We start from the raw sequence: 26,977 nt of genomic DNA on the forward strand, positions 1-26,977 counted from the left end.
CCGTCAAGCGAAAATCGTACAGTGCGGTCCAGAAAAGATTTGGGAGCCCAGAAAGCCGTATGCGCGTCAAGACCGAAGAGAAACGACTGGCCATCCTGGAGGCCGCCAAGGGCGTGTTCCTGGAGCGTGGCTACATGGCCGCCAGCATGTCGGAGGTCGCGGCCCGGGTCGGGGGGTCAAAGCAGACGCTCTACAGCTACTTCGCCTCCAAGGACGAGCTGTTCGTCGCGATGATGCTGGAGAAGGGCGCGACGATGATCGATCCGCTGTTCGACCGCTTCCACGACAATCGCGATCTTCCGGCTGGCCTGAACGAGTTCGCGATCCAGTTCCTGCGCTTCGTCAACGATCCGGAGATCATCGCCTTCCGCCGGATCATCTATGCCGAGGGCGCAAAGTCCAACCTGGGCAAACTCTTCTTCGAGAACGGTCCCAAGCGCGGCTGGACGCGCATGGCGGCCGATTTCAGCCGCGCCATGGACGAGGGGCGCATGCGCCGGGCCGACCCCTGGCGGGCGGTGGGGCACTTCTTCGCCCTGTGCGAGGCTGGTCCGGTCCAGCGGCTCATCGAAGGGGCGGCGGATTCCATCGACGAGGCGGAGCTGGTCGCGTCGGCCGAGGCGGCGGCCGACGTGTTCTGTCGCGCCTACGCGTTGGAGGACGAGTCCTCGCCGGATCGGTGACCGGCTGGTCTCAAACGGGGAAAACGGCGTCGGCCGGAGGGAGGCCGACGCCGTGACCAAGGCGCTGTCGGGAGGAAGGGCGCGCCTTAGAAGTTGTAGCGGAGGCCGACGAAGAAGGTCCGACCGCTGTGGGTGTAGACGTTCAGCCGGTTGCTATCGCCGACATACTGGTCGTTGAACTCGTCGGTCAGGTTCACGCCCTCGATGCTCAGCTTGAGGTTCGGGCGGACGTTGAAGCTGGCCTGGGCGTCGACGTTCAGGGTCGAGTTGGTGCCGTGATAGGCGTTGCCGTCGTTGCCCGGCACCTGGGTCAGGTAGCCGCCGCGATAGGCCACCGAGCCGCGGACGCTCCAGCGGTCGGTCTCGTAGTAGAGCGTGGCGTTGGCGGCGTTCTTCGACAGGCCCACCAGCGGGGCGTTGACCGTGGGTGCGCCCGGCGTGGTCGAGGTCAGGTAGGTGATGTCCGAGCTGACGTGGGTGAAGTTGACGATGTAGCCCAGGTGACGCCAGGCGCCAGGCAGGAAGGTCAGCGGCTGCTGCCAGTTGATCTCGATGCCCTTCAGGTCGCCGCCGTTGGAATTGACCGGCTGGGTGACGTCGAAGATGTCGGTCGGCGTGGCGCTGGTGCCGGCGATCAGCGAGTCCGGCAGGCCCAGGGTGTTGTAGGGGACCTGGGTGCGCAGCGTGGCCACGAAGGTGTCGATCTTCTTGTAGAAGACGCCGACCGCCAGGATCGCCCCCTGGGTCGGATACCATTCCAGCGACAGGTCCAGGTTCTTGGATTGGGTCGGGTCCAGGTCCGGATTACCGGTCGAGAAGGTGCGGTTGGCGCCCTGGACGCTGACGTCGCCGCCAGGCGTCAGCGAGCCGATGCCGGGCCGCGAGATGGTCTTGGCGGCGCTGATCCGGGCGACGACCGTGTCGGTCAGGTCCGCGGCCAGGTTGAACGACGGCAGGGTCATGTTGTAGTCGCGCCGCGCGTTGACCAACCGCACCGCGCCGTTGACCACCGCATAGCCGCCGGACTCCTGCTGGGTGTTGACCTGCCGCACCCCGGCGTCGCCGCGGAACGGCAGGCCGAAGGCGTCGAAGCGGAACTCGGCCTCGGCATAGACCCCGGCGTCCTTCTCCTCGACCGTGCCGTACTGGCCCCGCGCGGAGCTGTTGTTGGTGTTGGTCAGGGCGTAGATGCCGCTGTTGCTGTAGATGCCGTAGGCCTGGGCGTAGGCGTCGATGTCGGGAACCAGCCAGGCCGTGGCGTTGCCGCCCGGCAGGCCAAGGTTGCGGCCGAAGCCGGAATAGACCTTGGACACCGCGGCCAGCTGGGCCGAGGTCAGGGTCTGGACCACGGTCTCGCTGGTCCGGTACTGGCCGTAACTGTCGTACTCGAACTTGCGGAAGTCGATCCCGCCCTTCAGCGTCAGGTGGTCGTTGAATTCGTAGGCGCCAAACAGCTTGCCGTTGGTGAACTGGTTCTCGACGAACTGGGGCCGCAGGCGCACCTCGGACGTGCCGTTCACCGCGCTCCAGTTGGCCGGATTGGTCGGGTCGAAGCCCAGCCCGATGGTCGGCAGGCGGTGGTCGCGGAAGTCGTAGGAATAGCCCTGGCTGTTGGCCCGGTCGAAGGTGATGATCGTCGACACCGGCTGGGTGAAGGTCGAGTCCGCGTAGCCGGCCAGGGCGCCGACCTTGAACTTGTCGGTGAACCGGTGCTCGGCCGACAGGGTGAACTGCTTGAACTCGGTGTTCAGCTCGTCATAGGCCGACTGGGTGCGCAAGTCGACATTGTCGAGCCTGGCGTAGACCAGGTTGTGGTTCGCGTCGACCACGCCGTCGCGGATGATGGTCTGGGGCTTGCCCGCCCCCGAGCGCGACAGGCCGATCGCCTGCAGCTGGGCCTCCTTGCGGGTTCCGGCCAGGTAGGAATAGAGGGCGTCCAGCGAGACGGTGGTGTCAGCCGTCGGCTTCCACTGCAGCGAACCGCTGGCCCCGAAGCGTTCGGACTCGATGTCGTAGCTCACATAGGCCGGGATCCGCGGATGGTAGATCGCCGTCGCCGGGTTGGTGTCGTTGATCTGGGCCAGGGTGTAGCCGGGCAGGGTGGAGGCGGCGTTGAACCCGCCATTGCTGCCGCCATAGGTCCAGCGGGTGATGTTGGCGCCTTCCTCGAGCAGACGGCGATCCTCGTAGGCCACCGAAACCAGGGCGCCGATCGTGCCGTCGCGCCAGGTGCGGCTGGCCAGGGCCGACAGGCGGGGGCCGGCCTTGCGGGCCAGGTCGTTGTAGCTGGCCTGGGCCGACAGCACGAGCTGGGGCTTGCCGGAGTCGAAGGGGCGGGCGGTGTTCAGGTCGACCGTCGCGCCCAGCGAGCCTTCCTCGACATCGGCCGAAGCGGTCTTGCGCACGGCGATGCTGTTGAACAGGTCCGAGGCGAAGATGTTGAAGTCGAAGCCCCGGCCGCGGTTGGTCCCGCCGCTGTTGGCGGTGCCGCCGGTGGTGCTGATCGCCTCCATGCCGTTGATGCGCACGCGGGTGTATTCCGAGCCCAGGCCGCGCACGGAGATCTGCCGGCCCTCGCCGTTGATCCGCGAGATCGCCACGCCGGGGATGCGCTGCAGCGACTCGGCCAGGTTCAGGTCGGGGAACTGGGCGATGTCCTCGGCCTTGATGGCGTCGACCACGCCCGAGGCGTTGCGCTTGACGTTGATGGCGCTGGCCAGGCTGGCGCGGAAGCCGGTGACGACCACCTCCTCGACGGCGTTGTCCGGCTCGACCGCCTGGCCGGGAGGCGGAGGGACCGAGGCGGCGTCCTGGGCGTGGGCGGCGCCGGCCGCGACGGCCAGGCTCACGGCCAGGCTCGAGGCGCCGCAGCGCAGGATGGTGCGAAGATTCGACGTGTCGCGAGACGTCATATTCCCTCCCAAGCCCGCGATGGCGGGTCTTCTTCTTTTTTGAAACCGATCCTCGCCGGCCTCTCGTGGCGTCGAAAAGGATAGGGGCCGGCTCGCGGCGACGGCCAATCCCAATCGGGCATGGACCGATGCAGGATCTGCACCGATGCGGCGGCGAAGACCATGCGATCCAGGCTTTCTGGCCGGAAACCCGGACGAAACAAGGCCTCGGGCGTCGCCAAGACCCCGCGAAGCCGTCGTCATCGATGTTGGCGTTGGATCGGTCGATAGGCGATTTGACTTAGACCCCGCCGCCTCGCCCCTCTAGCCTTTCGATCCTGGCGGCCACGAACGGGCCCCGCGCGACTCGAAGAGTCGCGACGATAAGAACGGGAAGGAACGCGATGAGCGCGCAGAACGCCGACGGCGCCGCCAGGAGGACCCGTGTCCGCTGGCTGATCATCCTGCTGCTGTTCGTCATCACCACGATCAACTACGCCGACCGCGCCACCTTCTCGATCGCCGGCCAGTCGGCGTCCAAGGAACTGGGCCTGGACCCGGTGGCCATGGGCTACATCCTGTCGGCCTTCGCCTGGGCCTATGTACTGGGCCAGATCCCGGGCGGCGCGCTGCTGGACCGGTTCGGCTCCAAGAGGATCTATACCGCCGCCCTGGTCCTGTGGTCGGGCTTCACCCTGCTGCAGGGTTTCGCCGGCCTGTTCACCGGCCTGGCCGCGGCCGTCGCGCTGTTCGCCATGCGCTTCATGGTCGGCCTGGCGGAATCCCCGTCCTTCCCGGCCAACGCCCGCATCGTCGCCGCCTGGTTCCCCGGCCCCGAGCGCGGCACGGCCTCGGCGATCTTCAACTCGGCCCAGTACTTCTCGCTGGTGGCGTTCGCGCCACTGATGGGCTGGCTGGCCCACACGTTCGGCTGGCGCTCGGTGTTCATCGTCATGGGCGGTGTTGGCATCGTGGCCGCCGCCTTCTTCGTCCGGATGATCCATAGCCCGGTGGACCACCCGGCGATCAACAAGGCCGAGTTCGACTATATCGAGGCCGGTGGCGGCCTGGTGCGGATGGAGGACAAGAGCACGGCCAACGGCGCGGCCTTCACCTGGGCCAACGTCAGGCAGGTGCTCGGCAGCCGCATGCTGCTGGGCGTCTATCTGGGCCAGTACTGCATCAACGTTCTGACCTATTTCTTCGTCACCTGGTTTCCGATCTACCTGGTCAAGGAGCGCGGGCTATCGATCATGCAGGCCGGGTTCACCGCCGCCCTGCCGGCCCTGTGCGGCTTCGCCGGCGGCATCCTGGGCGGCATGATCTCGGACGGCCTGCTGAAGAAGACCGGCTCGCTGGACGTCGCCCGCAAGACCCCGCTGCTGCTGGGCATGGTGCTGGCCACCGGCATCATCGCCTGCAACTATGTCGAACAGGAGTGGCTGGTCATCGTGATCATGGCCGTCGCCTTCTTCGGCAAGGGCGTGGCGTCGCTGGGCTGGGCGGTGGTGGCCGACACCTCGCCCAAGGAGATGGCCGGGGTGACGGGCGGAATCTTCAACACTTTCGGCAACATCGCCGGCATCGTGACGCCGATCGTCATCGGCTACATCGTCAAGGGCACGGGCTCGTTCGACGGGGCGCTGGTCTTCGTCGGCGTCCACTGCCTGATCACCATCGCCGCCTATTTCCTGGTCGTCGGCAAGATCCAGCGCCTCGTGCTGAAGCCGGCCGCATGAGCGGGGGAGGGCCGATGACCACCCGCCGCCGCTTCCTGGGCGCCGCCTCGGCCCTGCTGCTGGCGGGCGTCGCCTCGCCGGCTCTGGCAACGACGCCGGCGACCCTGGAGATCACCACGCCAATGGCCCCGCCCGAATGGGCGCTGCTGGAGCGGGCGCTGCTGAAGGCCAACGCCGAGGCCTGCGAGGCCTTCTTCGCCCGCTATTTCGACGATCGCGGCTTCCTGCTGGCGGTCGAGCGCTGGGGCGCCAACGACGGTCCCGACGACGCCATCGAGAACGTCAACGACTGGCCGCACCTGCACGCCCTGGGCGGCGACGACCGCCTGCTGGCGCTGGCCAAGACGGCCTACGAGGGCAATGTCCGCCAGTACAGCCTGGCCCGGACCAAGGACGTGCCGTTCGCCCGCGAAGGCATGTACTACAAGGAATTTCCGGTCATGACCGACTGGCAGCACCTGTCCGAGGGGCTGTCGGTGTTCAACCTGCTGGGGCTGTCCGACCCCTACGACGCCCGGTACCGCGATCGGGTGCGGCGATTCTCCGGCTTCTACATGAACGAGGACCCGGGGGCGCCGAACTACGACCCCAAGCACAGGATCATCCGCAGCATGATCACCGGCAGCCGTGGCCCGATGCTGCGCAAGGCCACGCCGCTGGACTGGGCCGGCGACCCGTTCGAGGTCGGCGACTTCTTCATGGAGCACGGCGAGCGCACCTACGAAGAGACCCTGCGCCACTATGACGAATACACCGACGTCATCGGCGACGGGCCGCTGAACCTGCAGGTCACCAGCCTGGTGCTCAACGCCTACATGCTGGACCACGAGGCCAAGTACCGCGACTGGCTGCTCTCCTATGTCGACGCCTGGGTCGAGCGGGCCCGGGCCAATGGCGGGGTGCTGCCCAGCAATATCGGCCTGGACGGCAGGATCGGCGGCGCGACCGGCGGCAAGTGGTGGGGCGGGGTCTATGGCTGGGGTTTCAGCCCGATCGTGCCCCAGACCGGCAAGCGCGAGGACCGCAACCGCGTGCCGCGGGCCGTCGTCGGATTCATGAACGCCTATCTGCTGACTGGCGACGACAAGTACCTGGACGTCTGGCGCCGGCAGGCCGACGTCATCAACGCCCAGAAGAAGGTCATCGACGGCAAGGTCCACACGCCGCGCATGTACGGCGACAAGGGCTGGTACGGCTATGCGCCCGGCGACTATCGGGTGAACGGCCTGGAGATCTGGTACCTGTCGATGAAGGCCTCGGACCGGGCGCGGGCCGCCGAGCATCCGTGGCTGACCTTCCTGGACGGCAAGGATCAGGGGTTTCCGGTAAGGATCCTGCGCCAGGACCTGGAGCGGGTGCGGGCCCGGGCCCAGGCCCAGCGCGACGACCGCTCCACGCCCGACACCCGCCTGGCCGACGCGGCGCTGGACATCAACCCCGCCAGCGTCAACGCCCTGATCCACCTGATGCAGGGCGGGATCCATATCGCCCGGCCGCCGTGGTCGCCCACCTCGCCGGCCCAGGGCGGGGCGCTGCTCTATGCCCGCCTGCGCTATTTCGACCCTGAACGCCGCCGGGCCGGCGTTCCTGAGGACGTCGCGGCCCTGGTCGAGACCCTCGGCGACGACGGGGCGACGGTGGTTCTGGTCAACACCAACCCGGTCCAGGCCCGGACGGTGACCGTGCAGGGCGGCGGCTATGGCGAGCATCAGGTGCTGAGCGTGTCGGTCGACGGCGGCCCGCCCGTGGCGGTCGACGCCTCGGCCTTCACCGTGCGGCTGGCGGCCGGGGCGGGGACGCGGCTGGCGCTGCGGATGAAGCGGCACGTGAATCCGCCGACGCTGAGCTTTCCGTGGGATCGCGGTTAGAACCTCCCCTAACCGCTGATCCCGGCCTTCCGGAATCAGCGGAGATCTTGGGGTGTTATGCTCGGCGGATAGCGAGCAAAGATAAGGGAAATCAAGGATCTAATTTTTCTCGACCCCAATCTGTCCTCTGCCTCCAGAACCACCCCCATAATGCTTGCACCTGAAGGCACGGGGAGGGCGCACGTACGGCGACCGATGCGGCCTTCGGGGGTGGACGAGCGGGAAGGCTTGTCCGCCGCGCTTCTTCGGAAGCATCCCGGATCGGTTCGCAGCAGGTTCGCCTCAGTCGCGACGAAGCTTCGGCGCCCAGGATAGGCGGATGAGCCAGCAGGCCCGGGCTGAAATCGCCCGGGCGGTCCGGAGTGTGCCAACGCTCCGCCCGTCGGGGGCCTCCATCGGAGCGGGTTAAAAATCCGCGACCCGAAGGCTTCCGGATAACGGCTCCGCGCGAAGCGCTCAGACTTCGTCGAAACGGTACTTAAAATCAAAGCTCTTCCGGGCGAGGCCCGGGCGCTTCGCACCCTTCCCATTAAGCTCAGCGGGAGTCCGTGTGAGATCACACTCACTTGCCCCCACCTGACCGCTTCGCGGTCTGTCCGCCCCCAGAGGGGGCGGAGCCTTCGCACGGAGCCTGCGGCAGCGCTCTTCCCCCTCTGGGGGAAGACGATCGCGAAGCGATCCGTAGGGGGCAAGTGGCGCTGGCCTACGTCCCTTCCTTCAGGAACGGCGCCATGGAAAACAGCTCCCGCTCTTCCTTGCGCGGGTCGTCGACCATCGCCGAGGTCTCGTCGAACACCAGGGTCGAGCGCCGGGGCAGGGTGTATTTCGACCAGGCCGGGATCACCGCGCAATTGGGATCGCCGGTCCGGGCGAAGGCGAGGAAGGCCTCGCTCATCTGGTGGGCGACCTTGCGGGCCGCCGGCCCCGTGCCGGTCTTGGAGCCCGGCTTGTCGAGATTGTCGAACACCAGGGCGATGTCGAAGCCGTGGAAGGCCCGCAGCTTGCCGCCGTCGATCGGCGAGCCGAAGTCCAGCTGGTACATCCAGGCCGGCGCCCCGATCCGGGCCCGCTGCTCGGCCTGGATCAGGTGGCCCGGCCAGGAGCGGCCGGCCGTGGTGGCGGCGAAGAACACCTCCGACGGCGTATAGTGCGGATAGAGCTCGCGATAGCGGGCGATCACCCGGCGGGGCGCGACGTCCAGCACCAGCTCCGGCGCCAGGCGCTGGGGCAGCTCGTCCCAGGTCAGGGTGAAGTTCCGCGGATCGCCGCCCAGGAAGGCCCGGGTCTCGTCGTGGGTGTTGCCGATGATCATCGGAATGTGGGCGCTCTCCCGGGGGGCGTCCGGATAGAACGGATGGCGCGGCAGCACGCCGCCGTCCATCACCGACCAGAAGAGGATCGAACCCTTGGACTCCAGGGGATCGGGCGTCTTCAGGGCCTCGACCAACTGCGGGGCGGGCAGGGTGCGCAGGACGTCGACCTGGTCGGGACGCAGGCCCAGCCGTTCCATGAAGGCCTTGGCCCGGATGGTCGCGTGGATCGGTCCCATGGCGGTGACGTGCTGGCCGCTCATGGTCGCGGCCTTGTGGAACAGGCCCCGGGCGGCCGGCATGGCCATCATCGTGACCACTTTGGCCCCGCCGCCCGACTGGCCGAAGGCGGTGACATTGCCCGGATCGCCGCCGAATGCGGCGATGTTGTCGCGCACCCATTCCAGGGCCATCACCAGGTCGAGATTGCCGACATTGCCGCTGTCGGCCAGGTCGGGCCCGCCCAACTCGGCCAGGTAGGCGTAGCCGAAGACGTTGAGCCGATGGTTGACCGTCACCACCACCACGTCGCCGCGCCGGGCCAGCCTTACGCCATCATAGAGCGGGTCCGAGCCCGAGCCGTTGGCGTGGGCCCCGCCATGGACATAGACCATCACCGGCCGCTTCCTGCCGTCCAGCCCTGGGGTCCAGACATTGAGGAACAGGCAGTCCTCGCTGGTGTTTTCCTGGGTCTTGGCCTGGGGACTGGCCGGGCCGTAGGCCAGGGCGTCGACGACGTCGGGCCAGGGCTTCGGCGGCAGGGCCGGCCTGAACCGGCGCGGGGCGGTGTCGGCCCCGTAACGCACGCCCTTGAAGACCTTGATCCCCTCGACCTCGGCGCCGCGCACCCTGCCGTAGCGGGTCGCAACAATCGGACCTTCGTCGGCGGCCCGCGCCTTGGTCGCGGCGACCAGGCTCGCGGCGGCGCCGCCCGCCAGGACGGCGCGACGATGGGTGGTCATCGATGATCTCTCCCCAGGCGTATCTTGTTGGCCCGCTCCGACGAGGGGGCGGTTAGTCGACGAGGGTCTCGGCGGGCGAGGCCTCGGCCATGCAGAGGTCGATGAACGACTGCAGGATCGGGCTGTCATTGTCCTTGCGCCAGGCCATGTAGAGCTCGACCGGGCGATCCGGCGTGGTCTCCACGGGGCGGTACTGCACGTCGTCGAAATGCAGGCTCATGGCCGCCTCGGGCACCAGGGCCGCGCCCAGGCCGGCATGGACCAGGGCCAGCATCGAGTGGATCTGGGTGACGTGCTGGACGTAGTGCGGGGTCACGCCGTTGGCGTCGAACAGCGTGGTCAGCATGTTGTGGAAATAGCCCGCGCCCTCGGCCGAATACATGATCAGCGGCGCGTCGTCGAAGTCGGCCAGGGCCAGCGACGCCTTGGCCAGGCGCGGGTCGCCGGTCGGCAGGGCGGCGACCAGCGGCTCGGTCAGGACCCGGGCGGTGGCGAACTCGGCGCGCTCCATCGGCGGACGCACCAGGCCGATGTCGATGCGGCCGGTCAGCAGGGCCTCGACCTGCTCGCGGGTGACCATCTCGCGCAGGGTCAGGTCGGCATTGGGCAGCCGGGCCCGCGACAGGATCACCAGGCTGGGCAGGAAATTGTAGCCCGAGGCGGCGGTGAAGCCGATGGCGATCTGGCCGGCGTCGCCCACGGCGATGCGGCGGGTGGCCAGGGCCGCGCTTTCGGCCAGGCGCAGAATCCGGCGGGCCTCCAACAGGAAGGCCCGGCCCGCCGGGGTCAGCCGCACCGAGCGACTGGTGCGGTCCAGCAGGGTGACGCCGAGGATGCGCTCCAGCAGCTGGACCTGCCGGCTGAGGGGTGGCTGGGTCATGTTCAGCCGCTGGGCCGCCCGGCCGAAATGCAGCTCCTCGGCCGTGGCCACGAAACACCGCAGCTGACTCAGTTCGAACATCGGATAGCGCCCGCTGGTGATCCCGTGGACCGGCGAGGTTAGGCGCTTGGGTAGAGAAACGGTAGCCAGAGCCGCGGCTCTCGAGCCGCCGACGGCCAGGCGGGCCACGGCGGCCACCGCCTCAGGCCTGGCCCAGGGCGCGCCGGATCAGAACCTGCAGCTCGGCCAGCTCGGCTTGGCTCAGGTCGGTCAGGGGCGTGCGGACGGGACCGGCGTCGCGGCCGATCACCTTCATCCCGGCCTTGACGATCGACACCGCATAGCCGCGACCGCGGTTGCGCAGGGCGATATAGGGCAGCACGAAATCGCGCAGGCCGGCCATCACCGCCGTCCGGTCCTGGGCCCGCACCGCCTTGTAGAAGCCCAGCGCCCATTCCGGCATGAAGTTGAAGATCGCTGACGAATAGGTCGTCACGCCCATCTCCAGATAGGGCAGGGCGAAGGTCTCGGCGGTCGGCAAGCCGCCGACATAGGTCAGGCGGTCGCCCATCCGGGCGTAGACCCGCATCATGAGCTCGATGTCACCCACCCCGTCCTTGAAGCCGACAAGGTTGGGGTTGCGATCGCACAGCTTTTCGAGCGTGTCCTCGGTCAGGATGGCGTTGTCGCGATTGTAGACGATCACCCCCAGCGGCGTGGCCTTGCAGACCGCCTCGACATGGGCCGCCAGGCCCTCCTGGGTGGAGTTCATCAGATAGGGCGGCAGCAGCAGCAGGCCGTCGGCGCCGGCCGCGTGGGCCGCCTTGGCCAGGTCCACGGCGATGGCCGTGCCGTAGCCGCAGCCGGCGACGACCGGGATCTTGCCGGCCGTTTCCTCGACCGCGGCTTGGACCACCCGGGCTACCTCGGGCGGGGTCAGGGAGAAGAACTCACCGGTGCCGCCCGCCGCGAACAGGCCGGCCAGCTCGTGCTGAAGCATCCACGCGCAGTGCTCGCGATAGGAGGCCTCGACGAACTGGTGCTGGGCGTCGAAATGGGTGACGGGGAACGACAGCAGTCCTCCGCCGATCTGCCGGGCCATTTCGGACGGCGTCATTCTGCTCATCAAGTCCTCGCTCGTCGTCGGTCCTTCTCGCCGGGAGGGCGTCGCGCCGTCCCGGCCGTGACCGTGGGGTCCAGCAAAGGCTATGGGCGGCGGCCCCGGCGGTCTAAGCCAAAGGCGCTATCGACCGATGCGGGTTTTGGCTTGATGACGCTAACGGCGCTGCAGGGGCTACACCTCGCCGCCGATCCGCTCGATCTCGTCGGCCAGGGCGGGCAGGTCGAGAACCCGCAGGGTGCGTCCGGTCTGGGACACGATGCCGAGCCCGGCCAGCCGGTTCAGCTCCCGCGTCACCGGCTCGCGCTGGCTCCCCACCAGCACCGCCAGCTCGGCATGGGTCGGGCAGGGATGGATGACGGCTTCGCGGCCGTCTCCTCCCGCCGACGCCGCCATGCGCAGGAGTTCGATGTCGACGCGGCAGGCCACCGAGACGGCGTTCAGCTCGAACAGCCGATCGGTGAGGGCGCGAGTCAGATTGGCCAGATCCTCCAGGATCGCCCGCATGAAACGGGGCGACCGCTCGAACAGGGTCTGGACCAGCCCCTGGGGCAGGCGAGCAACCCGCACATCCTCCAGCGCCACGATGTTTACTGAACGCGGCAGGCCGTCGATGGCCGAGATCTCGCCGAAATAGCCGCCCGCCGAAATGCGCCGATAGCCGACCTCGCGGCCAGACCGGGCGTACTGGTTGGCCAGCAGCGCGCCCTTCAGCAGCAGGTGAATGCCGCCGCTATCATCCAGGCGTTGGACGATCAGCTCGCCCTTGCCATAGTGAAGGTGCTCGATTTGTGGGGCCAGCGCCTCGATCTCCTCGCGCACCATGTGCCGGAACAGCCGGTTGGCGCGATAGTCGCCTTCTGGTGGAGACGTGATTGGCGTATGGCTCGGGGCGAGCGGGGACGAGGGGGGAATCACGGCCATCGAGAACGCTCCTGCACAGTCGATCCGGGGACGACGAATGGACAGCCGACCGCGCTACCGGGCCTTTATCAGCTATAGCCACCAGGACCGCAAAGCCGCCGAATGGCTGCATCGCGCGCTGGAAACCTACCGCGCGCCGCGCCGCCTGACCACGAGCGGCGGCGCGGCGGCCATGCGGCGCCTGACGCCGATCTTCCGGGACCGCGACGAGCTGAGCGCCTCGCCGGACCTGGGCGGGGTGATCCGCGACGCGCTGGACCGTTCCGACGCCCTGATCGTGCTCTGTTCCCCGGCCTCGGCCGGGTCGCGCTGGGTGGACCAGGAGGCGGCCTACTTCCTGCGCGATCACGGTCTTGGCCAGATCATCTGCGTGATCGCGCCGACGACGCCGAAGGCGGCGCCCCTGGCTCAGGTGTTGCCTCCGGCCTTGCGGGCGGCCTTGCCGACGGGCGTGGAGCCTCTGGCCGTGGACCCGCGACGCGACGCCGACGGACCGCGCCTGGCGCGGCTGAAGATCGCCGCGCGGCTGCTGGACGTCAGCCTCGACCAACTGGTTCAGCGCGACGCTCGCCGCGGCGTGCGGGTGATGGCCGCCTTCACCACCGTGGCCTTGGCCGTGACCGTCGCGATGGGCGCGATGACCGTCGCCACCCTGAAGTCCCGCCAGATCGCCCGCGACCAGCGCGACGAGACCGAGGCCCTGGTGGCCTACATGTTGGGCGATCTGCGCGAACAGCTGGAGCCGGTGGGCCGACTGGACGTCCTGGACGGCGTCGGCGCCAAGGTGCTGGCCTATTACGGCAAGGCGCGCACCGACCGCCTGGACGACCGGGCCTTGGCTCAGCGCGCGAAGGCCCAGACGCTGTTGGGCACGATCCGGGAACAGCGCGGCGACCTGGCCGGGGCTCGCGACGCGTTCGGCCAGGCCGCGGCCACGACCCACGAGCTGGCTCTCCGCGCCCCCAACAACGGCGAGCGCATCTTCGACGAGGCGCAGAACGTCTATTGGCTGGCCTATATGCAATGGCGTCAGGGCGACGAGGCCGGAGCCGAGCGCGGCTTCAAACATTACGGCGAACTGGCCCAGAAACTGGTGAGGCTTGACCCGACCCGCGCTGACTGGCGGCTGGAGGTCGCCTACGCCAAGAGCAATCTTGGCACCCTGTTACTGGAACAGGGGCGCGCGGAAGAGGCGCTGGCCACGTTCCGCGCCGCCTTGGCCGGCTTCGAGGCCGAACGGGCCCGGGCTCCCGATGATCAGGACCGCTTGGTCGACGCGGTGGACGCCCACGCCTGGGTGGCCGACTCCCTGGTCAAGCTGGGGCGTCCTCGTGAAGCCTATGCCGAGCGGGAGGGCGCGGCGGCCTTACTGGCCCGGGCCTCGGCCAAGGCGGCGTCCGACAAGCCGCTCGCGGCCCGCAGCCTCGCCGCCCAGCTGGCGCTAGCGCGGTTGGAGCTGGATCTGGGCCGGACCACGCGTGGCGCGGCGCGCTCGGCCCAGGCTCTAAGCGGGTTGCGCGAGCTGGTGGCCCTGGACCCGACCAACGCCCGCTGGCGCGAATACCTGTTGATCGGCCAGCTGGATGCGGTCGATTTCGCCGCCTGGTCGGGGCGACTGGGGCAGGCGCGCTCGGCCCAGGCCCAGGCCGCCGCCACTCTGGCCGGCCTTCGCACCGGCGACGAGGCCAAGACCTGGCGTGTCGACCTTGACGGGCGGCTGGACATGCAGGCGATCACCTTGGCGCGGCTCGACGGTGATCTGATGCGCGAACGGAGCCTGGCGCTGGCGCTGCTGGACCGATTGGACCACACGCCGGGATCGCGCGAAACGGCGGCCGACCGCACGGCCCTCTATGGCGCAGCTCACCTGGCGGCGGGGCGGCCGGCGGCGGCGATCTCGACCCTGTCGCCGCGACGCGGGTCCCTGCCTTCGACCAGCCTCGACATCCTGGCGCGCGCCTACCAAGCCCAGGGCCAGTCAGACCAGGCCCAGGCGATTGTGACGAGCCTGCGAAAACAGGGCTATGCGCATCCCGGTTTCCTTGCATTCTGGAGAGAGTCGCGCCCAGATGGCGCCGCTGTTCAAGGGGGTTTCACATGACCGAGCCACTACCGATCGTCGAACTGGTCGTCGGCATCGCCGACAACATCAACTTCATGAACGTTCTCGATCCCCAGAATCCGATTCCGCTGTCGTTGAAACTCGACGCTCCGAGCCGATTGGTCTTCCGGTTGAGCGATGAGCTCATCCGTGTCGGCTGGACATTTCAGAAGCGTCCGATCCTCTTTACGGACGATTTCGGCATCAACTTCTCCAGCTACACCTGGATCGAGCTGCTGTACGACGTGCCGCAAAAGCCCTTCACGTGCTTCATGATCGACTATGAAGACAATCGGGTCGGCGAATACATCTACAGCCTGTTCATGACCGACTCGCACAGGCAGAACATTATTCTGGACCCGAAGATCGAAAACGGCGGGGGCAAGGTGCCCTGACCCTCACGGTCTTCGACCAGAACGAGGTCGCCGGGCTGATCCAACGCGGTGAGATACTCGCCGCCTACGACCTCGCCCGCGCCGCCCTGGACGCCGGCGAGGTCTCGCGTGACGCCGCCTACGCTGTGGTGCTCTGCCTGGCGCGAACCGGAGCCGTGGATTTCGCCCGGGCCGAATATGTCCGCCTGGGACTGGACCGAGCGGGCGACGACCCCGACGCTATCGCCCTGGGCGCACGGCTCCTGAAGGATGTCGCCTTGGCCGCACGCGGTCCTCGCCGCGCAGCTTTCGCCCGGGCTTCGACGCGTCGCTATCAGTCGCTCTTCCAGCGGTTCGGCGGCCTCTACGGCGCCGTCAACGCGGCGACCATGACACTGGTCGCCGGCGACCGGCAGGGCGGCCAAGCCTTGGCGACCGCCGCCCTGGCGATTCCGCCGCCGGTGGGACTGACCGGAGAGGCCGCCTATTACGAGACGGCCAGTCGGGCCGAGGCGAGTTTCCTGCTCGGTGATCTGGACGCCGCGCGCGAGGCGATGGACCGGGCTCAGGCCTGCGCGCCCCGGGCTTTCGCGGCCCATGCCTCGACGCTGCGCCAACTGGAAATGCTGTGCCGTGAGACGGGCGTCGATCCGGCCTGGCTGTCAGCCTTCCGGCCGCCGGCCTGCGCCCATTTCACCGGCCACATCCTGGACGCCACACGGGAGGGCGCCTTGAGCGGCGGGCTCGACAGCAACCTGCGTCGCGAGGCGGACCGCGTGGTTCGGGAGCAGGGGATCGGTTTCGCTTACGGCGGTTTGGCCGCCGGCGCCGACATCGTCTTCGCCGAAGCCTTGCTGGAAGCCGGCGCTGAGCTTCACCTTGTCCTGCCCGTGAACCGGGAGTCCTTCGTCGCCGTGTCGGTCGCGCCCTTCGGACCCGACTGGATTCAACGGTTCGAGCATTGTTTCGCCCACGCCGCCTCGGTGCGCTACGCCTCGCAAGACCCCTATGTCGGCGACGAGCAGGTCTTCGCCTACGCCAGCCAGATCGCCATGGGCTGTGCGGTGCTGCGCGCCCAGACCTTGGCGACCGAGGCGGTCCAGGTGGGGGTCTGGGATGGCCATCCGGCCGCGGGACCGGCGGGGGTGGCGGTGGATCTCGCCTATTGGGCGAAAGGCGGCCGTCGGCAGGAGATCATAACAGTCCGACGCCCGCCGCCGTCCCACGCGCCGCCGCCACGCGTGGGCCAGCCCGGCTCACGCGCCATGAAAGCCATGCTGTTCGCCGACGTGAAGGGCTTCGGGTCTCTACGCGACGACCAGATTCCCGCCTTCTTCGAGACGGTGATGGGACGGATGGCCGAGGTCGTCGAAGGACTCGACGCTGGTCCCCGGCACGTCGAGACCTGGGGCGACGGCCTGTTTCTGGTCTTCGACCAGCCGATCGACGCCGCCCTCGCGGCCTTGGCGTTGCAGGAGGCTCACCGCGCCCTGGATCTTCGGGCCCTGGGCCTGCCGCGCGGCCTGGGCCTGCGGATCGGCGGTCACTACGGCCCGGTGCACCTGGGGGCCAATCCGCTGACCAGGACCCCGGCCGTGATCGGCGCCCACGTGGTGGTCGCCGCGCGCATCGAGCCCGATGTCGCGCCCGGATCGGCCTGTGTCAGCGAAGCCCTGGCTGGTGCGCTGGCCACCTTCCACGGCGACCGGGTGCGCTGCGGCTATGTCGGCCGCACCCAGGGGCGCAAGGGCTTTCCGGCGACCCCGATCTTCAACCTGGCTCGGGCCTGACCGCTTCGCGACGTGGTCGGAAGCCCTTATCGCCGACGATGTGCAAATCCGCACATTCAAAGCGCCGAGCCCTCGGACATGGTTCGACTCGCAGGATGCGGCGACCCCAGCCGGAAGGCTGCGGAACGCCTCTGTCGATCGCCATCGCAGGAGCGCCGCCACAACCTGCACCGTTTTCGGCCCGTCACCGCGGGTCGTCCAAGCGGCTTTTCGGGCCCGATCATCCCCATCGGTCGGGCCCATTCGCCGAACGCGTTTCCAGGTCGCGCCGATGTTCCAGTGCGGCCCCCACGTTGCATCAGGAACCTCGCCATGTCTCTCGACGCAGCTGTCATCAAGGAATTTCGGGCCGCCGACGACGCGCGCCCCGGCGCGCTCGCCTCCGACCCTGCCGCAAGCATCCTCAAGCACGCCGTAAGGATCTGGGCGCGCGACCACGGCGTGGCCGAAACCGACCTGACCCGCGTGGCGGAAATGGTCATGGGTTTCGCGAAGTCGGCGGTCCGCGACTGCGAGCGCAAGATCCATGTCGTCGCCTGACGTGCCGCTGCTCAAGATCCCGGGCGCGCTCCTGGCTCGCGCCAGAAGCCTGATTTCCGGAGACGAGGCGACCACGCCGACGGCGATGGTCGAAGTCCCGCCTTTCGCGCCCAAGTCGGAGGTCGGTGCCGAATGGGAACCGACCGCGCAGGACAAAAGCTTCTGGGCCAGCCTGGCCGCCGCCGACCGGCGCTTGGACGACCTGCGGCGCGCGATCGACCAGGCGGCGGCCGAGGCGATCGCCCGGGACGTCAACGCCAAGGCCCAGCAGATTCCCGACGCGCCCAGTCGATACGAGGCCGCCAAGCGGATGATCGCCGACGCGCTGGACGCGGAAAAATCATGATCCTCGCCGCGATCGGGAAGGTTCAGGCCAGGGCGGCTCGATAGCCATCGATCGCCACGCCTCGCCCTTGGGGGAGGGCGGTCGGATGAGCGCGGCTCTTCGCCATGCCGGCGAACGACCGTGCTCATCCGACTCAGATCGCTCTTCTTGGCGCAGTCGGACTTGCCGCTGCGCCGTGAGGTGCGCGAAGGGGCCATGTCCATCGACCTGGCCGTCGGACTCAAGCCAGGGTGATCGCGATGTCGATATTGCCCGCCAACGCCTTGGAGTAGGGGCAGGTCCGGTGAGCGGCCTCGATGAGCGCCTGGGCCATGTCTCGTGGCAGGCCGGGCAGGGCGACGTTCAGCCTGGCGGCAAGGGCGTAGCCGTCGTCGTCGAGATTGAGATCGATCTCGGCGTCGATCGACGGCGCTTCGGGCAGGGTGAGCTTCATCTGCTTGGCGGCGATGGCGATCGCGCCTTCGAAGCAGGCCGACCAGCCGGCGGCCAGCAGTTGCTCGGGGTTGGCGCCCGTTCCGGGACCGCCGGGCGTTGACAGCTTGATGTCCAGGCGGCCATCGGCGCTGCGGGCTGCGCCTTCGCGACCGCCGGCGACATGGACCTTGCCTGTATAGAGGGTGCGGAGAGCGGTGCTCATGGTGTCGGTTCCTTGTGGAGCTGGGATCAGCGCAGCGAACGGAAGGCGGCGCGCACTTCTTCGGCGAACAGCGCGGGCTGCTCCCAGGCCGCGAAGTGGCCGCCGTTCGAGGCTTCATGGAAGTAGATCAGGTCACGGTAGCAGCGCTCGGCCCAGGTCCTGGGCGCGCGGAAGATCTCGCCGGGAAAGACACTGACGGCGACCGGCAGGTCGATGATCCCGCGGGCGTTGAAGTTGTTGGTGTGATCTTCCCAATAGATCCGGGCGGCCGAGGCGCCGGTTGCGGTCAGCCAGTACAGCGACAGGTCGTCAAGGATCTCGTCACGGGTCAGGACCTTCAGGGGATCGCCGCCGCTATAGGTCCACTGCGCGATCTTCTCGTACATCCAGGCCGCCATGCCGACGGGCGAGTCGACCAGTGAATAGCCGATGGTCTGGGGACGGGTGTTCATCATCTCGGCATAGGCGGCGTTGTCGCGATAGAACGCCTCCAGCTGGTCGAAGGCGGCGCGCTCCTTGGCCGAAAGGCTGGCGGGGGCGGGATCGCCGGCGGCCAGGGTCCGGGCGATGTCGGCGGGAACCACGGCGGGCATGTTGAGGTGAATGCCGACCAGACCCTGCACCTTCTGCAACGCCATGCGCTGGGAGATCACCGAGCCGCAGTCGCCGCCCTGCGAGACATAGCGATCATAGCCCAGGCGCAGCATCAGGGCCGACCAGGCCCGGCCGATGTGGTCCGAGCCCCAGCCTGCGACCTTAGGCTTGGCCGAGAAGCCGAAGCCCGGGATCGATGGGATCACCAGATGGAAGGCGTCCTCGACCTTGCCGCCGTGGGCGGTCGGGTTGGTGAGGGGGGCGATGGCCTTCAGGAACTCCAGGATCGAGCCCGGCCAGCCGTGGGTCATGATCATCGGCATCGCGCCGTCGTGACGCGAGCGAAGATGGATGAACTGGATGTCCAGGCCGTCGATCTGCGTCACGAACATCGGCAGGGCGTTCAGCCGCGCCTCGATCTTGCGCCAGTCGTGGCCGCTCGCCCAGTAGCGCATCAGCGGCTCCAGGGTCTGGCGGCGCACGCCTTGGCTGTCGTCGCCCGCCGGTTCGGCGTCGGCCCAGCGCGTGGCGGCGATGCGGCGCTTCATGGCCAGGACGTCGGTCTCGGGGATCGCCACCTTGAAGGGGCGTATCGCCGGCGAAGCGGCCTTGGTCAGGCTGGGGGCGAGAGCGGCGGCGCCGGCCGCGGCGAGGCCGCCGACCACTGTACGCCGGTTGGCCGGAAGGAGGGGGGACGTCACTGGGAACTCCGTGGAGCTTGACAGAGAAAAAGGGGAAGAGGTCAGCCGCGCGTCAGGGCGCGTATCGTGTGAAGACGTAGTCACGGTCCTTCACGCGGGCGGCGTGGCAGGCGAAGCAGGTCTCGTGCTGGGCCTTGTCGACGGGCTGGCCGTTCACGAACCGCCCAAAGCCCCAGCCGCCGGTCGCGGCGTAGCGCCTGGAGTCCTTGACCATGACTTGGATCGTCGTCGCGGCGCCCGGGATCGAGGCCGGCGGAAAGTCCGGCGAGGACGTATGTTTCCACGCCAGCTTCACCAGCACCGTCCCGTCGGGGAACGACCGAGCCGCGGCGCGGTAGGCCTTCAGCGCCTTTCGGTTGCCGACGACCGCCCGCAGCTCGTCCAGGGGCGCGGCTTCCTGGGCCGGGGCGACCAGGGTCCAGTCGCGATAGCCGTCTGGAACGGTCACGCCATAGATCGGGGAGGCCGCGGATGGAGCCTTGGTCGGCGCGCAGGCCCAGCACAGGCCGACGGCCATGGCGGCGACGCCGCCGACCGCCAGTGTCGAGGAGGAGAACATGAGGGCGCTCCCGCCTAGAAGCGATCGACGTCGATCACGGCCTGGGCGAAGGCGGCCGGGGCCTCCTGCGGCAGGTTGTGACCGACGCCGCCGGCGATCAGGCGATGGGCGTACTTGCCGGTGAACTTCTTGGCGTAGCTGGCCGGCTCGGGGTGCGGAGCCCCGTTGGCGTCGCCTTCCATCGTGATGGTCGGCACGCTGATCGCGGGCCCGGCGGCCAGTCGGCGCTCAAGATCGTCGTACTGACGCTCGCCGTCGGCCAGACCCAGCCGCCAGCGGTAGTTATGGATGGTGATGTCGACATGGTCGGGATTGTCGAGCGAGGCGGCGCTGCGCTCGAAGGTCGGATCGTCGAACTTCCACTGCGGCGAGGCCAGCTGCCAGATCAGCTTGGCGAAGGCGTGGGTGTTGGCGGCATAACCCTCGCGTCCACGCTCGGTGGCGAAGTAGAACTGATACCACCAGGCCAGTTCGGCCTTGGGCGGCAGCGGCGCCTTGTTGGCCTGCTGGCTGCCGATCAGGTAGCCGCTGACGCTGACCAGGGCCTTGCAGCGTTCCGGCCAGAGGGCGGCCATGATGTCGGCGGTCCGCGCGCCCCAGTCGAAACCGGCGACGATCGCCTGCCGCAGCGCCAGGGCGTCCATCAGGGCCAGGCCGTCGGCGGCTAGCGCCATCTGCTGGCCGTTGCGCGGGGTGGCGGCCGACCGGAATCGCGTCGAGCCGTAGCCCCGCAGGTGCGGGATGATCACACGGTAGCCGGCCTCCGCCAGCCGAGGACCGACCTCGGCGAAGGCATGGATGTCGTAGGGCCAGCCGTGCAGCAGCAGCACCGGGGCCCCTGTGGCCGGCCCCAGCTCGGCGTAGCCGACGCTGAGCACGCCGGCGTCGATCTGCTTGAGGCCGCCGAATGGCAGGGCCTTGGCGGCCGTTGCGGCCAGGACGCGATCGGCTTGCGTCAATACAGCGGTCGCGGCAGTCAGGGCCATCGCACCGATCAGGCGTCGCCGGCGTGCGTCGATGGCGAGGGCGGGAAAGTCATGGGTCATGGCGTGTCGCCTTCGTGTTGAAGCCGTAAGGAAACTGGGCCCGGGGCCGCTTGGTCTTGTCGCCTGGGTTCGTGAAGGGACGTGAGGTCTCACGCCCTCCGAAGAGCGAAGGTCCGGCGGCGGGCAGATCGCCGCCGGCGCCGCCTACGGCTGCGAAGTCGCCGCGGCCTCGATCAGTTCGGCGACGGCCTTGGGATGCGAGACCATGACGACGTGCGAGGCGCCGTCGATCACCACCGTCTTCTTGGAATCCGCGCGCTTGGCCATGAAACCGAGGGCGGCGGGCGGGATGTTCCTGTCGCCGGTCCCGTACACGAACCAGGAGGGCAGGCGCCGCCAGGCGGGCGGGCCCGAGGCCTCGGTCAAGGCTGCGTCGCGCACCGGGCGCTGGGTGGCGGCCATCAGCGCCGATTCCTGCGGCGCGACATCGGCGGCGAACTGGCCGCCGAACTTGTCCTGGTCGATGTAGAGGTCCTTGCTTCCGTCGGGCAGCATGATGGGCGGGGCCAGGGCTTGGCCCAGAGTGCCGCCCGGGAAGCGGCCGGTCAGTTCCAGCGCGTTCTCTCCGGCGTCAGGGGCGAAGGCGGCCACGAAGACCAGCGCCTTGACGTTTGGCGGCGTCGCGCCGGCGTCGCTGATCACCGCGCCGCCATAGGAATGGCCGACGAGCACCACCGGCCCCTGCACCGCGGCGGCGACCCGGCCGACCGAAGCGGCGTCGTCCTTGACGCCGCGCAGAGGATTGGCGGCCGCGATCACGTGGTAGCCGTCGGCCTTCAACTGAGCGGCGACCCGGTTCCAGCTGGCGGATTCGGCGAAGGCGCCGTGGACGAGGACGATTGTGACGGGCTGGCGTGGCGGTGCGGCGAGCGCCGCGGAGCCGCTGAGGGCCAGGACGACGGCGAGCGCGCTGAGCAACTTGGGCATGAATGAATTCCCGGGGGCCTGGGATGAAAACCTGCGCGGGGACGCGCAGCGGCCATCGACCGCGAACCCACTCTTGCTCGAGCCGGATGATTTGGCGTGTTAGGCGTCGTGAGACGCCGTGAGTTCTCGCGGAGACCTAGGAGTCTTCGTCGGCCAGGGAGCGGCCTCGGGTTTCGTGCAGGAGGAGGGCCGCCAGGGCGACCAGGCCGTAGGCGCCGGTCACGAAGACGGTCAGCATGGGCGCGAGACCGATCTTGACGACGCCCGCGCCGATGAAGCCGGTCGCCACCCCGCCCACGCCGCGGCCTAGGTTGTAGCAGAAGCCTTGGCCCGAGCCGCGAAGCGCGGTCGGGTAGAGTTCGGCCAGCACGGGTCCGCTGGCGCTGAACATGCCCGTGGCCAGGAAGCCAAGCGGGAAGCTCAGAATGACGGCCAGGACCTTTGCGTGGGGCAGGGCGAAATAGATCGGGACGAACAGGGCCGCCGTCACGGCGAGGGCCAACAAGGCCATGCGCCGACCGAGGTGGTCGCTGAGCCAGGAACCGCCGAAATAGCCCAGAAACGAGCCGCCGATCAGCACGGCCAGCTGGCGGCCCGCCTCGGCGCGGTCGGTCGCAGGTCCAAAACGCAGCAGTGTGGGCAGCCAGATGGCGAGCGCCCAGTATCCGCCGTGCAATCCGATGGCCAGAAGGGCGCCGCGGAACGTGGCGTAGGCGTAAGGGCGGGCGAAGAGGCCGCGCCAGACCGCTGGCGATCCGTCGCGCTTGGCAGCGGGCGGGGTGGGAAGGCGATGGCGCAGAAGCAGTACGCCCAGAGCCAGAATGGCGGCCAAGCCGAACGTCGCCCGCCATCCGGATACGGGATCATGGAGCGAGACCGCGGCGAACACGCCGCCCGCCGCCAGAGCCCAGCCGACGGCCCAGGCGCTTTGCGCGGCGCCGACCATGCGGCCACGCGTCGCCGGGGCGGCGGCCTCGGCGACAAGCACGATGCCGACAGCCCATTCTCCGCCGAACGCCGCCCCCTGGAGCGCCCGGGCGATCGTCAGTTGGACCGCGTCGCGAGAGACTGCGCACATCAGCGTCGCCGCCGCGAACAGCAGGATTGTCGCCTGCAGAACCCGCACGCGCCCCCAACGATCCGACAGCGCGCCAGCGATCCAGCCGCCCGCCGTCGAGGCGACCAGGGTGGCGCTGGCGATCACGCCGGCCTGAAGGGCGTCGAGTCTCCAGGCGGCGGCGATGGTCGGCAGCAGCAACGGATAGAGTTGTATGGCCAAGGCGTTCAGGACGAAGCCGGTGAACGCCGTCCAGAACGTTCGACGTCCTTGGAGGTCGAGCGTTCGATACCATTGTGGACTCATCCGTTCCTCGATCTTCACCCGCAACCGACGCACATGGAATCGGCCGGGGCCTAGCCGGCCCTGAGGGAGAGAATGACCGCTGCGATGTCTGGCCGATTGATCGATCCGGACGAATTCCCCTAGTTAGGGCGAACTCGGCTTGAAGGCGGACACGCGCCTGAACACGATGAAGGGGCCCCTCTTGGAGCGTGCATTTTCCGACGTTGAGGTCGGTCGGCTCGCCTTCGGACCCTTCGAGCTGGCGCCCCACAAACGGCTGCTGATGCGAAACGGAGCGCCCGTCGAGATCGGCGGCCGGGCGCTGGACCTGCTGATCGCGCTGGTCGAGCAGCCCGGACGCGTGATGTCCAAGCGGGAACTCTTCGACCGCGTCTGGCCAGGCCGGACCGTCGAGGACACGAGTCTGCGCTTCCACATGACCAGCTTGCGTAAGCTCTTGGGCGACGGGGAGGGCGACGAGCGCTATATCGCCACCCAGGTCGGTGTCGGCTACGCGTTCGTCGGAACGGTCAGGGATGTCGCAGACGTCGTTTCGGCGCCGCCCAGAAACGCCGTTGCGGAGCTGTCGCTAAGGGCGGCGGGCGCGCTGCCGGTTCGCACGCGGTTGATCGGCCGGGAGTCGGATGTCGAGCGCATTCTGGACGGCTTCGCTCAGCCGCGCCTATTCACGGTCGTTGGCCCCGGCGGTATGGGCAAGACCACTCTGGCGGTCGAGGTCGGCTACCGGCTGGCCAGTGAGCATGGCCGCCACGTGCGCTTCGTCGACCTGGCGGCCCTGGCCGATGGCGCGCTGATCCCGTCGGCCCTGGCGGGTGCGCTCGGCATACCGGTGCAGACCGAAGACCCGATGACGGTCGTGCTGGGTCACGTTCGGACCCAGGACATCGTGCTGATCCTCGACAACTGCGAGCACCTGATCGACGCCGTTTGCGCCGTCGTCGAACGCATCCGGGAAACGGCTCCGAAGATCAGCGTGCTGGCTACGAGCCGGGAACCGCTGCGCGCGCGCGACGAACACGTGCACTGGCTGGGCGCCCTGCCATTTCCGAGCGATACGATGGGTCTCTCGTTGCGGGAACTGCTGGCCTTCCCGGCGGTCGAGCTCTTCGTGGAACGAGCGTCCGCCGCCAACAGCGCCCTGGCGGTGGACGTCGAGGACGCGCGAGCGATCGCCCAGATGTGCCAGCGGCTCGATGGCATGGCGCTGGCCATCGAGCTGGCCGCGGTGCGCGTGGCCGCCCACGGGCTCGCGACGACCAGCGCCATGCTGGGCGAGCGGTTCGCGCTGAACTGGGCGGGACGACGCACCGCCCAGCCCAGGCAGCAGACCCTTCAGGCCACGCTGGATTGGAGCTACGAGCTCTTGAACCAATCTGAACGGCGCACCCTGGAAAGGCTGTCGGTTTTTCGGGGCCCGTTCTCGCTCCAGGCGGCCTTGACCGTTGTCTCTGACGACGAGTTGGATCAGGCGCAAGTCGTCGCCGCGTTCGAGGAGCTTACATCCAAGTGCCTGGTCACGCCGGACCGGACCCACTGTCCCGAGGCCTATCGCCTGCTTGAGACTACACGGGCCTATGCCAAGGCCAAGCTGAATGAACGCGGCGAGGTCGAACTGGACACGGTTCGCCAGCGTCATGCGCGTTTCTTCCGCGACAGGATGGCCGGATTGGGCGAGACGCCTGAGGATATCTTCGCTGGCGCGGCCATGATGTCCGGCCAGATGGGCAATATCCGCGACGCCCTCGACTGGAGCTTCGGGACCCGCGGCGATCTAGCGTTGGCCACCTCTCTGGTGGCCGCCAGCGTTCCGCTCTTCGCCTATCTCTCGCTGTTCGTGGAAGGCCGCGCCTGGTGCGAGCGGGCGGTCCAGAGCCTGGACGACGAGTTTCGCGATACGGCGGTGGAGATGGAGCTGCAGGCCGCCCTCGGCCTGACCCTCATGTTCACGCGGGGCAACGCTCCCGAAGCCGGTGTCGCGTTGCGCCGGGCGTTCGACATCGCGATCAGGCTGGGGGATCGCTGGAATCAGCTGCGGCTGCTGGGCCGGCTTCACATCTTCCATGAGCGAATAGGCGAGTTCGAGCAGGCCCTGACCTGGGCCGAGCAGGCGTTGGACATCGCCGAAAGCGTCGGCCACCCCGAAGCGATCGGCCTGGCCGCCTCGCTGGCCGGCGTGTCGCATCATCTTTTCGGGGATCAGGTCAGGGCCCGACGGGAGTTGGAGACCTCGCTCCAGAAGAGCGCGCCGTCCGAGCGCAGCCGCACGCTCTATTACGGCTTCGATCATCGCAACCGATCGGGCATCGCGCTCTCGCGGGTTCTGTGGTTGCAGGGCCTGCCCGACCAGGCGCGGCGGCTGGCGTTGCAAACCGAGATCGAGGCCATCGCCCTCGACCATCCGGTCACGCGCTGCATCGCCTTGATCTGGAGCCATTCGATCTATGTCTGGACGGGCGACGAGGCTCAGGCTGGGGCGAGTTTGGACGCCTTCGCCCAGATCGCGGAGGTCAACGGCTTCGTGCCCTATATCGCCGTCGCCCTGGGGCAGAGGGGCGTGCGGGCGATCGAAACCGGGCTGGCCAGAGACGGCCTGGCCTGGATCCAGGAGAGTCTGACGCGTCTGCACGCCGCCCGCTACGAGCTGCTGACCACTGCCTTCGAACAGTCCCTGGCGCACGGTCTCTTGCTCAGCGGCCAGCCTGACAAAGCCCTCCGCACGCTCGACGCCACGCTGGCGCGGTGCCGCAGGAACGGCGAAGCCTTCGCCTTGCCGGAGCTGCTTCGTCTTCGCGCCCGTATCGTTCGGTCGCAAGACCCCGATGGACTGGAAGAGGCCGAACGGTTGCTGGGCGAGGCGTTGCGCATCAGCCGAGACCAGGGCGCGCGGGGCTGGGAGCTGCGGGTCGCGCACGATTTGGCGGAGCTCTGGCTCGTGCAAGGGAAGACGATGCAAGCGCTGAGGCTCTTGCAACCGCTTCGGGACGTCTTCATCGAAGGGTGGGACACGGCGGATCTTCGCGCGTTTGAACGCCTTTGGACCCAGGCCCAGGAAAAAGGGTCAGATCGCGTCCGATCTTCGCTCACTGGATCGTGACGGCCTGTAGAACGCCATCCATTTCACGGGCGGTCGCCGGCGTGATGTCCATCGCATTGTTCCAGCCGTAGGCGTTGTCACGTTCCATCACCACGCTGCAGGCGCTGCGGGTGATGACGCGGGTGAGCGCGTCGTTGAGGGCGCGGTCGACCTGCTGCTGGGCGCGGGTCTGGGCGGCGATGAACCGCGCGTTCTGCTGCTGCTCCAGCGCCTGGGCCTGCTGGTTGAGGCCCGCCAGCTGCCTCTGGAACTCGATCGGCGCGATCGCCGCTTGCCGCCCCTCAAGCGCCCGGCGCTGCACGTCGAGCGACGCCCGCCGCTGCGCCAGCTCGCTGTTCAGCGAGGCCTGCAGCTGGCGCAGCTGCACCTGCATCGACTGGCCGGCGCGCGAGGCGCCGATCGCCCCGACGCGCGACAGAAGGCACATGCCGGTGATGGGCGGCCCGAAGGTCTGGGCGGATGCTGGAGCACCGACCACCATTGCCAGGCCAATGACCAGTCCCCCGATCAAACGCATGTCGTCCTCGC

Annotated in this window: 21 protein-coding genes; 9 read left to right on the forward strand and 12 right to left on the reverse strand. The window is 68.5% G+C overall.

The annotated features are described in order from the left end of the window. Positions 1-59: 59 nt before the first annotated feature. Positions 60-683, forward strand: a complete 624-nt coding sequence (locus tag EV278_RS03575; RefSeq protein WP_132086733.1) for a TetR/AcrR family transcriptional regulator — start codon at positions 60-62, stop codon at positions 681-683. Positions 684-769: 86 nt separating this feature from the next. Here EV278_RS03575 and EV278_RS03580 read toward each other — a convergent pair whose 3' ends face one another. After that, entirely contained in the window at positions 770-3,595 is a 2,826-nt protein-coding gene (locus tag EV278_RS03580; protein ID WP_132086735.1) for a TonB-dependent receptor, read from the reverse strand. A gap of 383 nt (positions 3,596-3,978) precedes the next feature. Here EV278_RS03580 and EV278_RS03585 point away from each other — a divergent pair, with 383 nt between their 5' ends. Next, positions 3,979-5,313 (forward strand): MFS transporter, encoded by a 1,335-nt coding sequence (locus EV278_RS03585; protein ID WP_132086737.1) that lies wholly within the window; start codon positions 3,979-3,981, stop codon positions 5,311-5,313. Positions 5,314-5,327: 14 nt separating this feature from the next. Then, positions 5,328-7,181 (forward strand): hypothetical protein, encoded by a 1,854-nt coding sequence (locus tag EV278_RS03590; RefSeq protein WP_132086739.1) that lies wholly within the window; start codon positions 5,328-5,330, stop codon positions 7,179-7,181. 703 nt (positions 7,182-7,884) lie between these two features. Here the strand turns inward: EV278_RS03590 and EV278_RS03595 are convergent. From EV278_RS03595 to EV278_RS03610, 4 genes are all read right to left on the reverse strand, one after another. Continuing rightward, positions 7,885-9,453: a carboxylesterase/lipase family protein gene (locus EV278_RS03595; protein WP_132086741.1), complete on the reverse strand. Its 1,569-nt coding sequence runs from the start codon at positions 9,451-9,453 to the stop codon at positions 7,885-7,887. A 52-nt stretch (positions 9,454-9,505) separates the two neighbouring features. Beyond that, complete coding sequence (locus EV278_RS03600) at positions 9,506-10,414, reverse strand: LysR substrate-binding domain-containing protein (RefSeq protein WP_132086743.1); 909 nt, start codon at positions 10,412-10,414, stop codon at positions 9,506-9,508. 121 nt (positions 10,415-10,535) lie between these two features. Continuing rightward, positions 10,536-11,459 (reverse strand): 5-dehydro-4-deoxyglucarate dehydratase, encoded by a 924-nt coding sequence (gene kdgD / locus EV278_RS03605; protein ID WP_165916512.1) that lies wholly within the window; start codon positions 11,457-11,459, stop codon positions 10,536-10,538. A 168-nt stretch (positions 11,460-11,627) separates the two neighbouring features. Beyond that, a complete protein-coding gene (locus EV278_RS03610; protein WP_132086745.1) occupies positions 11,628-12,377 on the reverse strand; it encodes a Crp/Fnr family transcriptional regulator in 750 nt (249 codons plus the stop codon). A gap of 37 nt (positions 12,378-12,414) precedes the next feature. Between EV278_RS03610 and EV278_RS03615 the strand changes: the two genes are divergently transcribed. The 5 genes from EV278_RS03615 (at position 12,415) to EV278_RS03635 (ending at position 17,528) form a co-directional block, all read left to right on the forward strand. Beyond that, positions 12,415-14,478 (forward strand): TIR domain-containing protein, encoded by a 2,064-nt coding sequence (locus tag EV278_RS03615; protein ID WP_132086747.1) that lies wholly within the window; start codon positions 12,415-12,417, stop codon positions 14,476-14,478. Next, positions 14,475-14,873, forward strand: coding sequence for a hypothetical protein (locus tag EV278_RS03620; protein ID WP_165916513.1), 399 nt, complete (start codon positions 14,475-14,477; stop codon positions 14,871-14,873). Before EV278_RS03615 ends, EV278_RS03620 begins: the two co-directional genes overlap by 4 nt. A 155-nt stretch (positions 14,874-15,028) precedes the next feature. After that, positions 15,029-16,642 carry an adenylate/guanylate cyclase domain-containing protein gene (locus EV278_RS03625; protein WP_243692064.1) on the forward strand — a complete coding sequence of 538 codons (1,614 nt, stop codon included), beginning with the start codon at positions 15,029-15,031 and terminating at the stop codon, positions 16,640-16,642. A 312-nt stretch (positions 16,643-16,954) separates the two neighbouring features. Beyond that, entirely contained in the window at positions 16,955-17,182 is a 228-nt protein-coding gene (locus tag EV278_RS03630; RefSeq protein ID WP_132086749.1) for a hypothetical protein, read from the forward strand. After that, the gene (locus EV278_RS03635; protein ID WP_132086751.1) at positions 17,169-17,528 is read left to right on the forward strand and encodes a hypothetical protein; all 360 of its coding nucleotides are present in this window, start codon (positions 17,169-17,171) and stop codon (positions 17,526-17,528) included. Before EV278_RS03630 ends, EV278_RS03635 begins: the two co-directional genes overlap by 14 nt. 220 nt (positions 17,529-17,748) lie before the next feature. Here the strand turns inward: EV278_RS03635 and EV278_RS03640 are convergent, their stop codons facing one another. The 6 genes from EV278_RS03640 to EV278_RS03665 form a co-directional block, all read right to left on the reverse strand. Then, a complete protein-coding gene (locus EV278_RS03640) occupies positions 17,749-18,165 on the reverse strand; it encodes an organic hydroperoxide resistance protein (RefSeq protein ID WP_132086754.1) in 417 nt (138 codons plus the stop codon). 26 nt (positions 18,166-18,191) lie between these two features. Next, positions 18,192-19,460, reverse strand: a complete 1,269-nt coding sequence (locus EV278_RS03645) for an epoxide hydrolase family protein (protein ID WP_132086756.1) — start codon at positions 19,458-19,460, stop codon at positions 18,192-18,194. A 52-nt stretch (positions 19,461-19,512) separates the two neighbouring features. Then, positions 19,513-20,019 (reverse strand): cytochrome P460 family protein, encoded by a 507-nt coding sequence (locus EV278_RS03650; protein ID WP_132086758.1) that lies wholly within the window; start codon positions 20,017-20,019, stop codon positions 19,513-19,515. Between the two features lie 14 nt (positions 20,020-20,033). Beyond that, positions 20,034-21,065, reverse strand: coding sequence for an alpha/beta hydrolase (locus EV278_RS03655; protein ID WP_207905430.1), 1,032 nt, complete (start codon positions 21,063-21,065; stop codon positions 20,034-20,036). A gap of 144 nt (positions 21,066-21,209) precedes the next feature. After that, positions 21,210-21,992 carry an alpha/beta hydrolase gene (locus tag EV278_RS03660; RefSeq protein WP_132086760.1) on the reverse strand — a complete coding sequence of 261 codons (783 nt, stop codon included), beginning with the start codon at positions 21,990-21,992 and terminating at the stop codon, positions 21,210-21,212. Between the two features lie 136 nt (positions 21,993-22,128). Further along, the gene (locus tag EV278_RS03665; protein WP_132086762.1) at positions 22,129-23,355 is read right to left on the reverse strand and encodes an MFS transporter; all 1,227 of its coding nucleotides are present in this window, start codon (positions 23,353-23,355) and stop codon (positions 22,129-22,131) included. A gap of 139 nt (positions 23,356-23,494) precedes the next feature. Between EV278_RS03665 and EV278_RS03670 the strand changes: the two genes are divergently transcribed. Next, positions 23,495-26,449 carry a winged helix-turn-helix domain-containing protein gene (locus EV278_RS03670; RefSeq protein WP_243692065.1) on the forward strand — a complete coding sequence of 985 codons (2,955 nt, stop codon included), beginning with the start codon at positions 23,495-23,497 and terminating at the stop codon, positions 26,447-26,449. On the opposite strand, the gene EV278_RS03675 is transcribed toward EV278_RS03670, so the two are convergent. Continuing rightward, positions 26,436-26,966, reverse strand: coding sequence for an OmpH family outer membrane protein (locus EV278_RS03675; RefSeq protein WP_132086764.1), 531 nt, complete (start codon positions 26,964-26,966; stop codon positions 26,436-26,438). The two genes, EV278_RS03670 and EV278_RS03675, sit on opposite strands and share 14 nt — an antisense overlap. Between the last annotated feature and the right edge of the window lie 11 nt (positions 26,967-26,977).

This window comes from Caulobacter sp. BK020, from assembly GCF_004342605.1.
GTDB lineage: Bacteria > Pseudomonadota > Alphaproteobacteria > Caulobacterales > Caulobacteraceae > Caulobacter.

Excerpts from the sequence above, each read along its gene's own strand:
- EV278_RS03655 (WP_207905430.1), bottom strand. The coding sequence starts at position 21,065 with ATGACCCATGACTTTCCCGCCCTCGCCATCGACGCACGCCGGCGACGC.
- EV278_RS03635 (WP_132086751.1), top strand. The coding sequence starts at position 17,169 with ATGTCGTCGCCTGACGTGCCGCTGCTCAAGATCCCGGGCGCGCTCCTG.
- EV278_RS03675 (WP_132086764.1), bottom strand. The coding sequence starts at position 26,966 with ATGCGTTTGATCGGGGGACTGGTCATTGGCCTGGCAATGGTGGTCGGT.
- EV278_RS03660 (WP_132086760.1), bottom strand. The coding sequence starts at position 21,992 with ATGCCCAAGTTGCTCAGCGCGCTCGCCGTCGTCCTGGCCCTCAGCGGC.
- EV278_RS03665 (WP_132086762.1), bottom strand. The coding sequence starts at position 23,355 with ATGAGTCCACAATGGTATCGAACGCTCGACCTCCAAGGACGTCGAACG.
- kdgD (WP_165916512.1), bottom strand. The coding sequence starts at position 11,459 with ATGAGCAGAATGACGCCGTCCGAAATGGCCCGGCAGATCGGCGGAGGA.
- EV278_RS03650 (WP_132086758.1), bottom strand. The coding sequence starts at position 20,019 with ATGTTCTCCTCCTCGACACTGGCGGTCGGCGGCGTCGCCGCCATGGCC.
- EV278_RS03620 (WP_165916513.1), top strand. The coding sequence starts at position 14,475 with ATGACCGAGCCACTACCGATCGTCGAACTGGTCGTCGGCATCGCCGAC.
- EV278_RS03585 (WP_132086737.1), top strand. The coding sequence starts at position 3,979 with ATGAGCGCGCAGAACGCCGACGGCGCCGCCAGGAGGACCCGTGTCCGC.
- EV278_RS03580 (WP_132086735.1), bottom strand. The coding sequence starts at position 3,595 with ATGACGTCTCGCGACACGTCGAATCTTCGCACCATCCTGCGCTGCGGC.
- EV278_RS03615 (WP_132086747.1), top strand. The coding sequence starts at position 12,415 with ATGGACAGCCGACCGCGCTACCGGGCCTTTATCAGCTATAGCCACCAG.
- EV278_RS03600 (WP_132086743.1), bottom strand. The coding sequence starts at position 10,414 with ATGTTCGAACTGAGTCAGCTGCGGTGTTTCGTGGCCACGGCCGAGGAG.
- EV278_RS03630 (WP_132086749.1), top strand. The coding sequence starts at position 16,955 with ATGTCTCTCGACGCAGCTGTCATCAAGGAATTTCGGGCCGCCGACGAC.
- EV278_RS03590 (WP_132086739.1), top strand. The coding sequence starts at position 5,328 with ATGACCACCCGCCGCCGCTTCCTGGGCGCCGCCTCGGCCCTGCTGCTG.
- EV278_RS03640 (WP_132086754.1), bottom strand. The coding sequence starts at position 18,165 with ATGAGCACCGCTCTCCGCACCCTCTATACAGGCAAGGTCCATGTCGCC.
- EV278_RS03575 (WP_132086733.1), top strand. The coding sequence starts at position 60 with ATGCGCGTCAAGACCGAAGAGAAACGACTGGCCATCCTGGAGGCCGCC.
- EV278_RS03610 (WP_132086745.1), bottom strand. The coding sequence starts at position 12,377 with ATGGCCGTGATTCCCCCCTCGTCCCCGCTCGCCCCGAGCCATACGCCA.
- EV278_RS03595 (WP_132086741.1), bottom strand. The coding sequence starts at position 9,453 with ATGACCACCCATCGTCGCGCCGTCCTGGCGGGCGGCGCCGCCGCGAGC.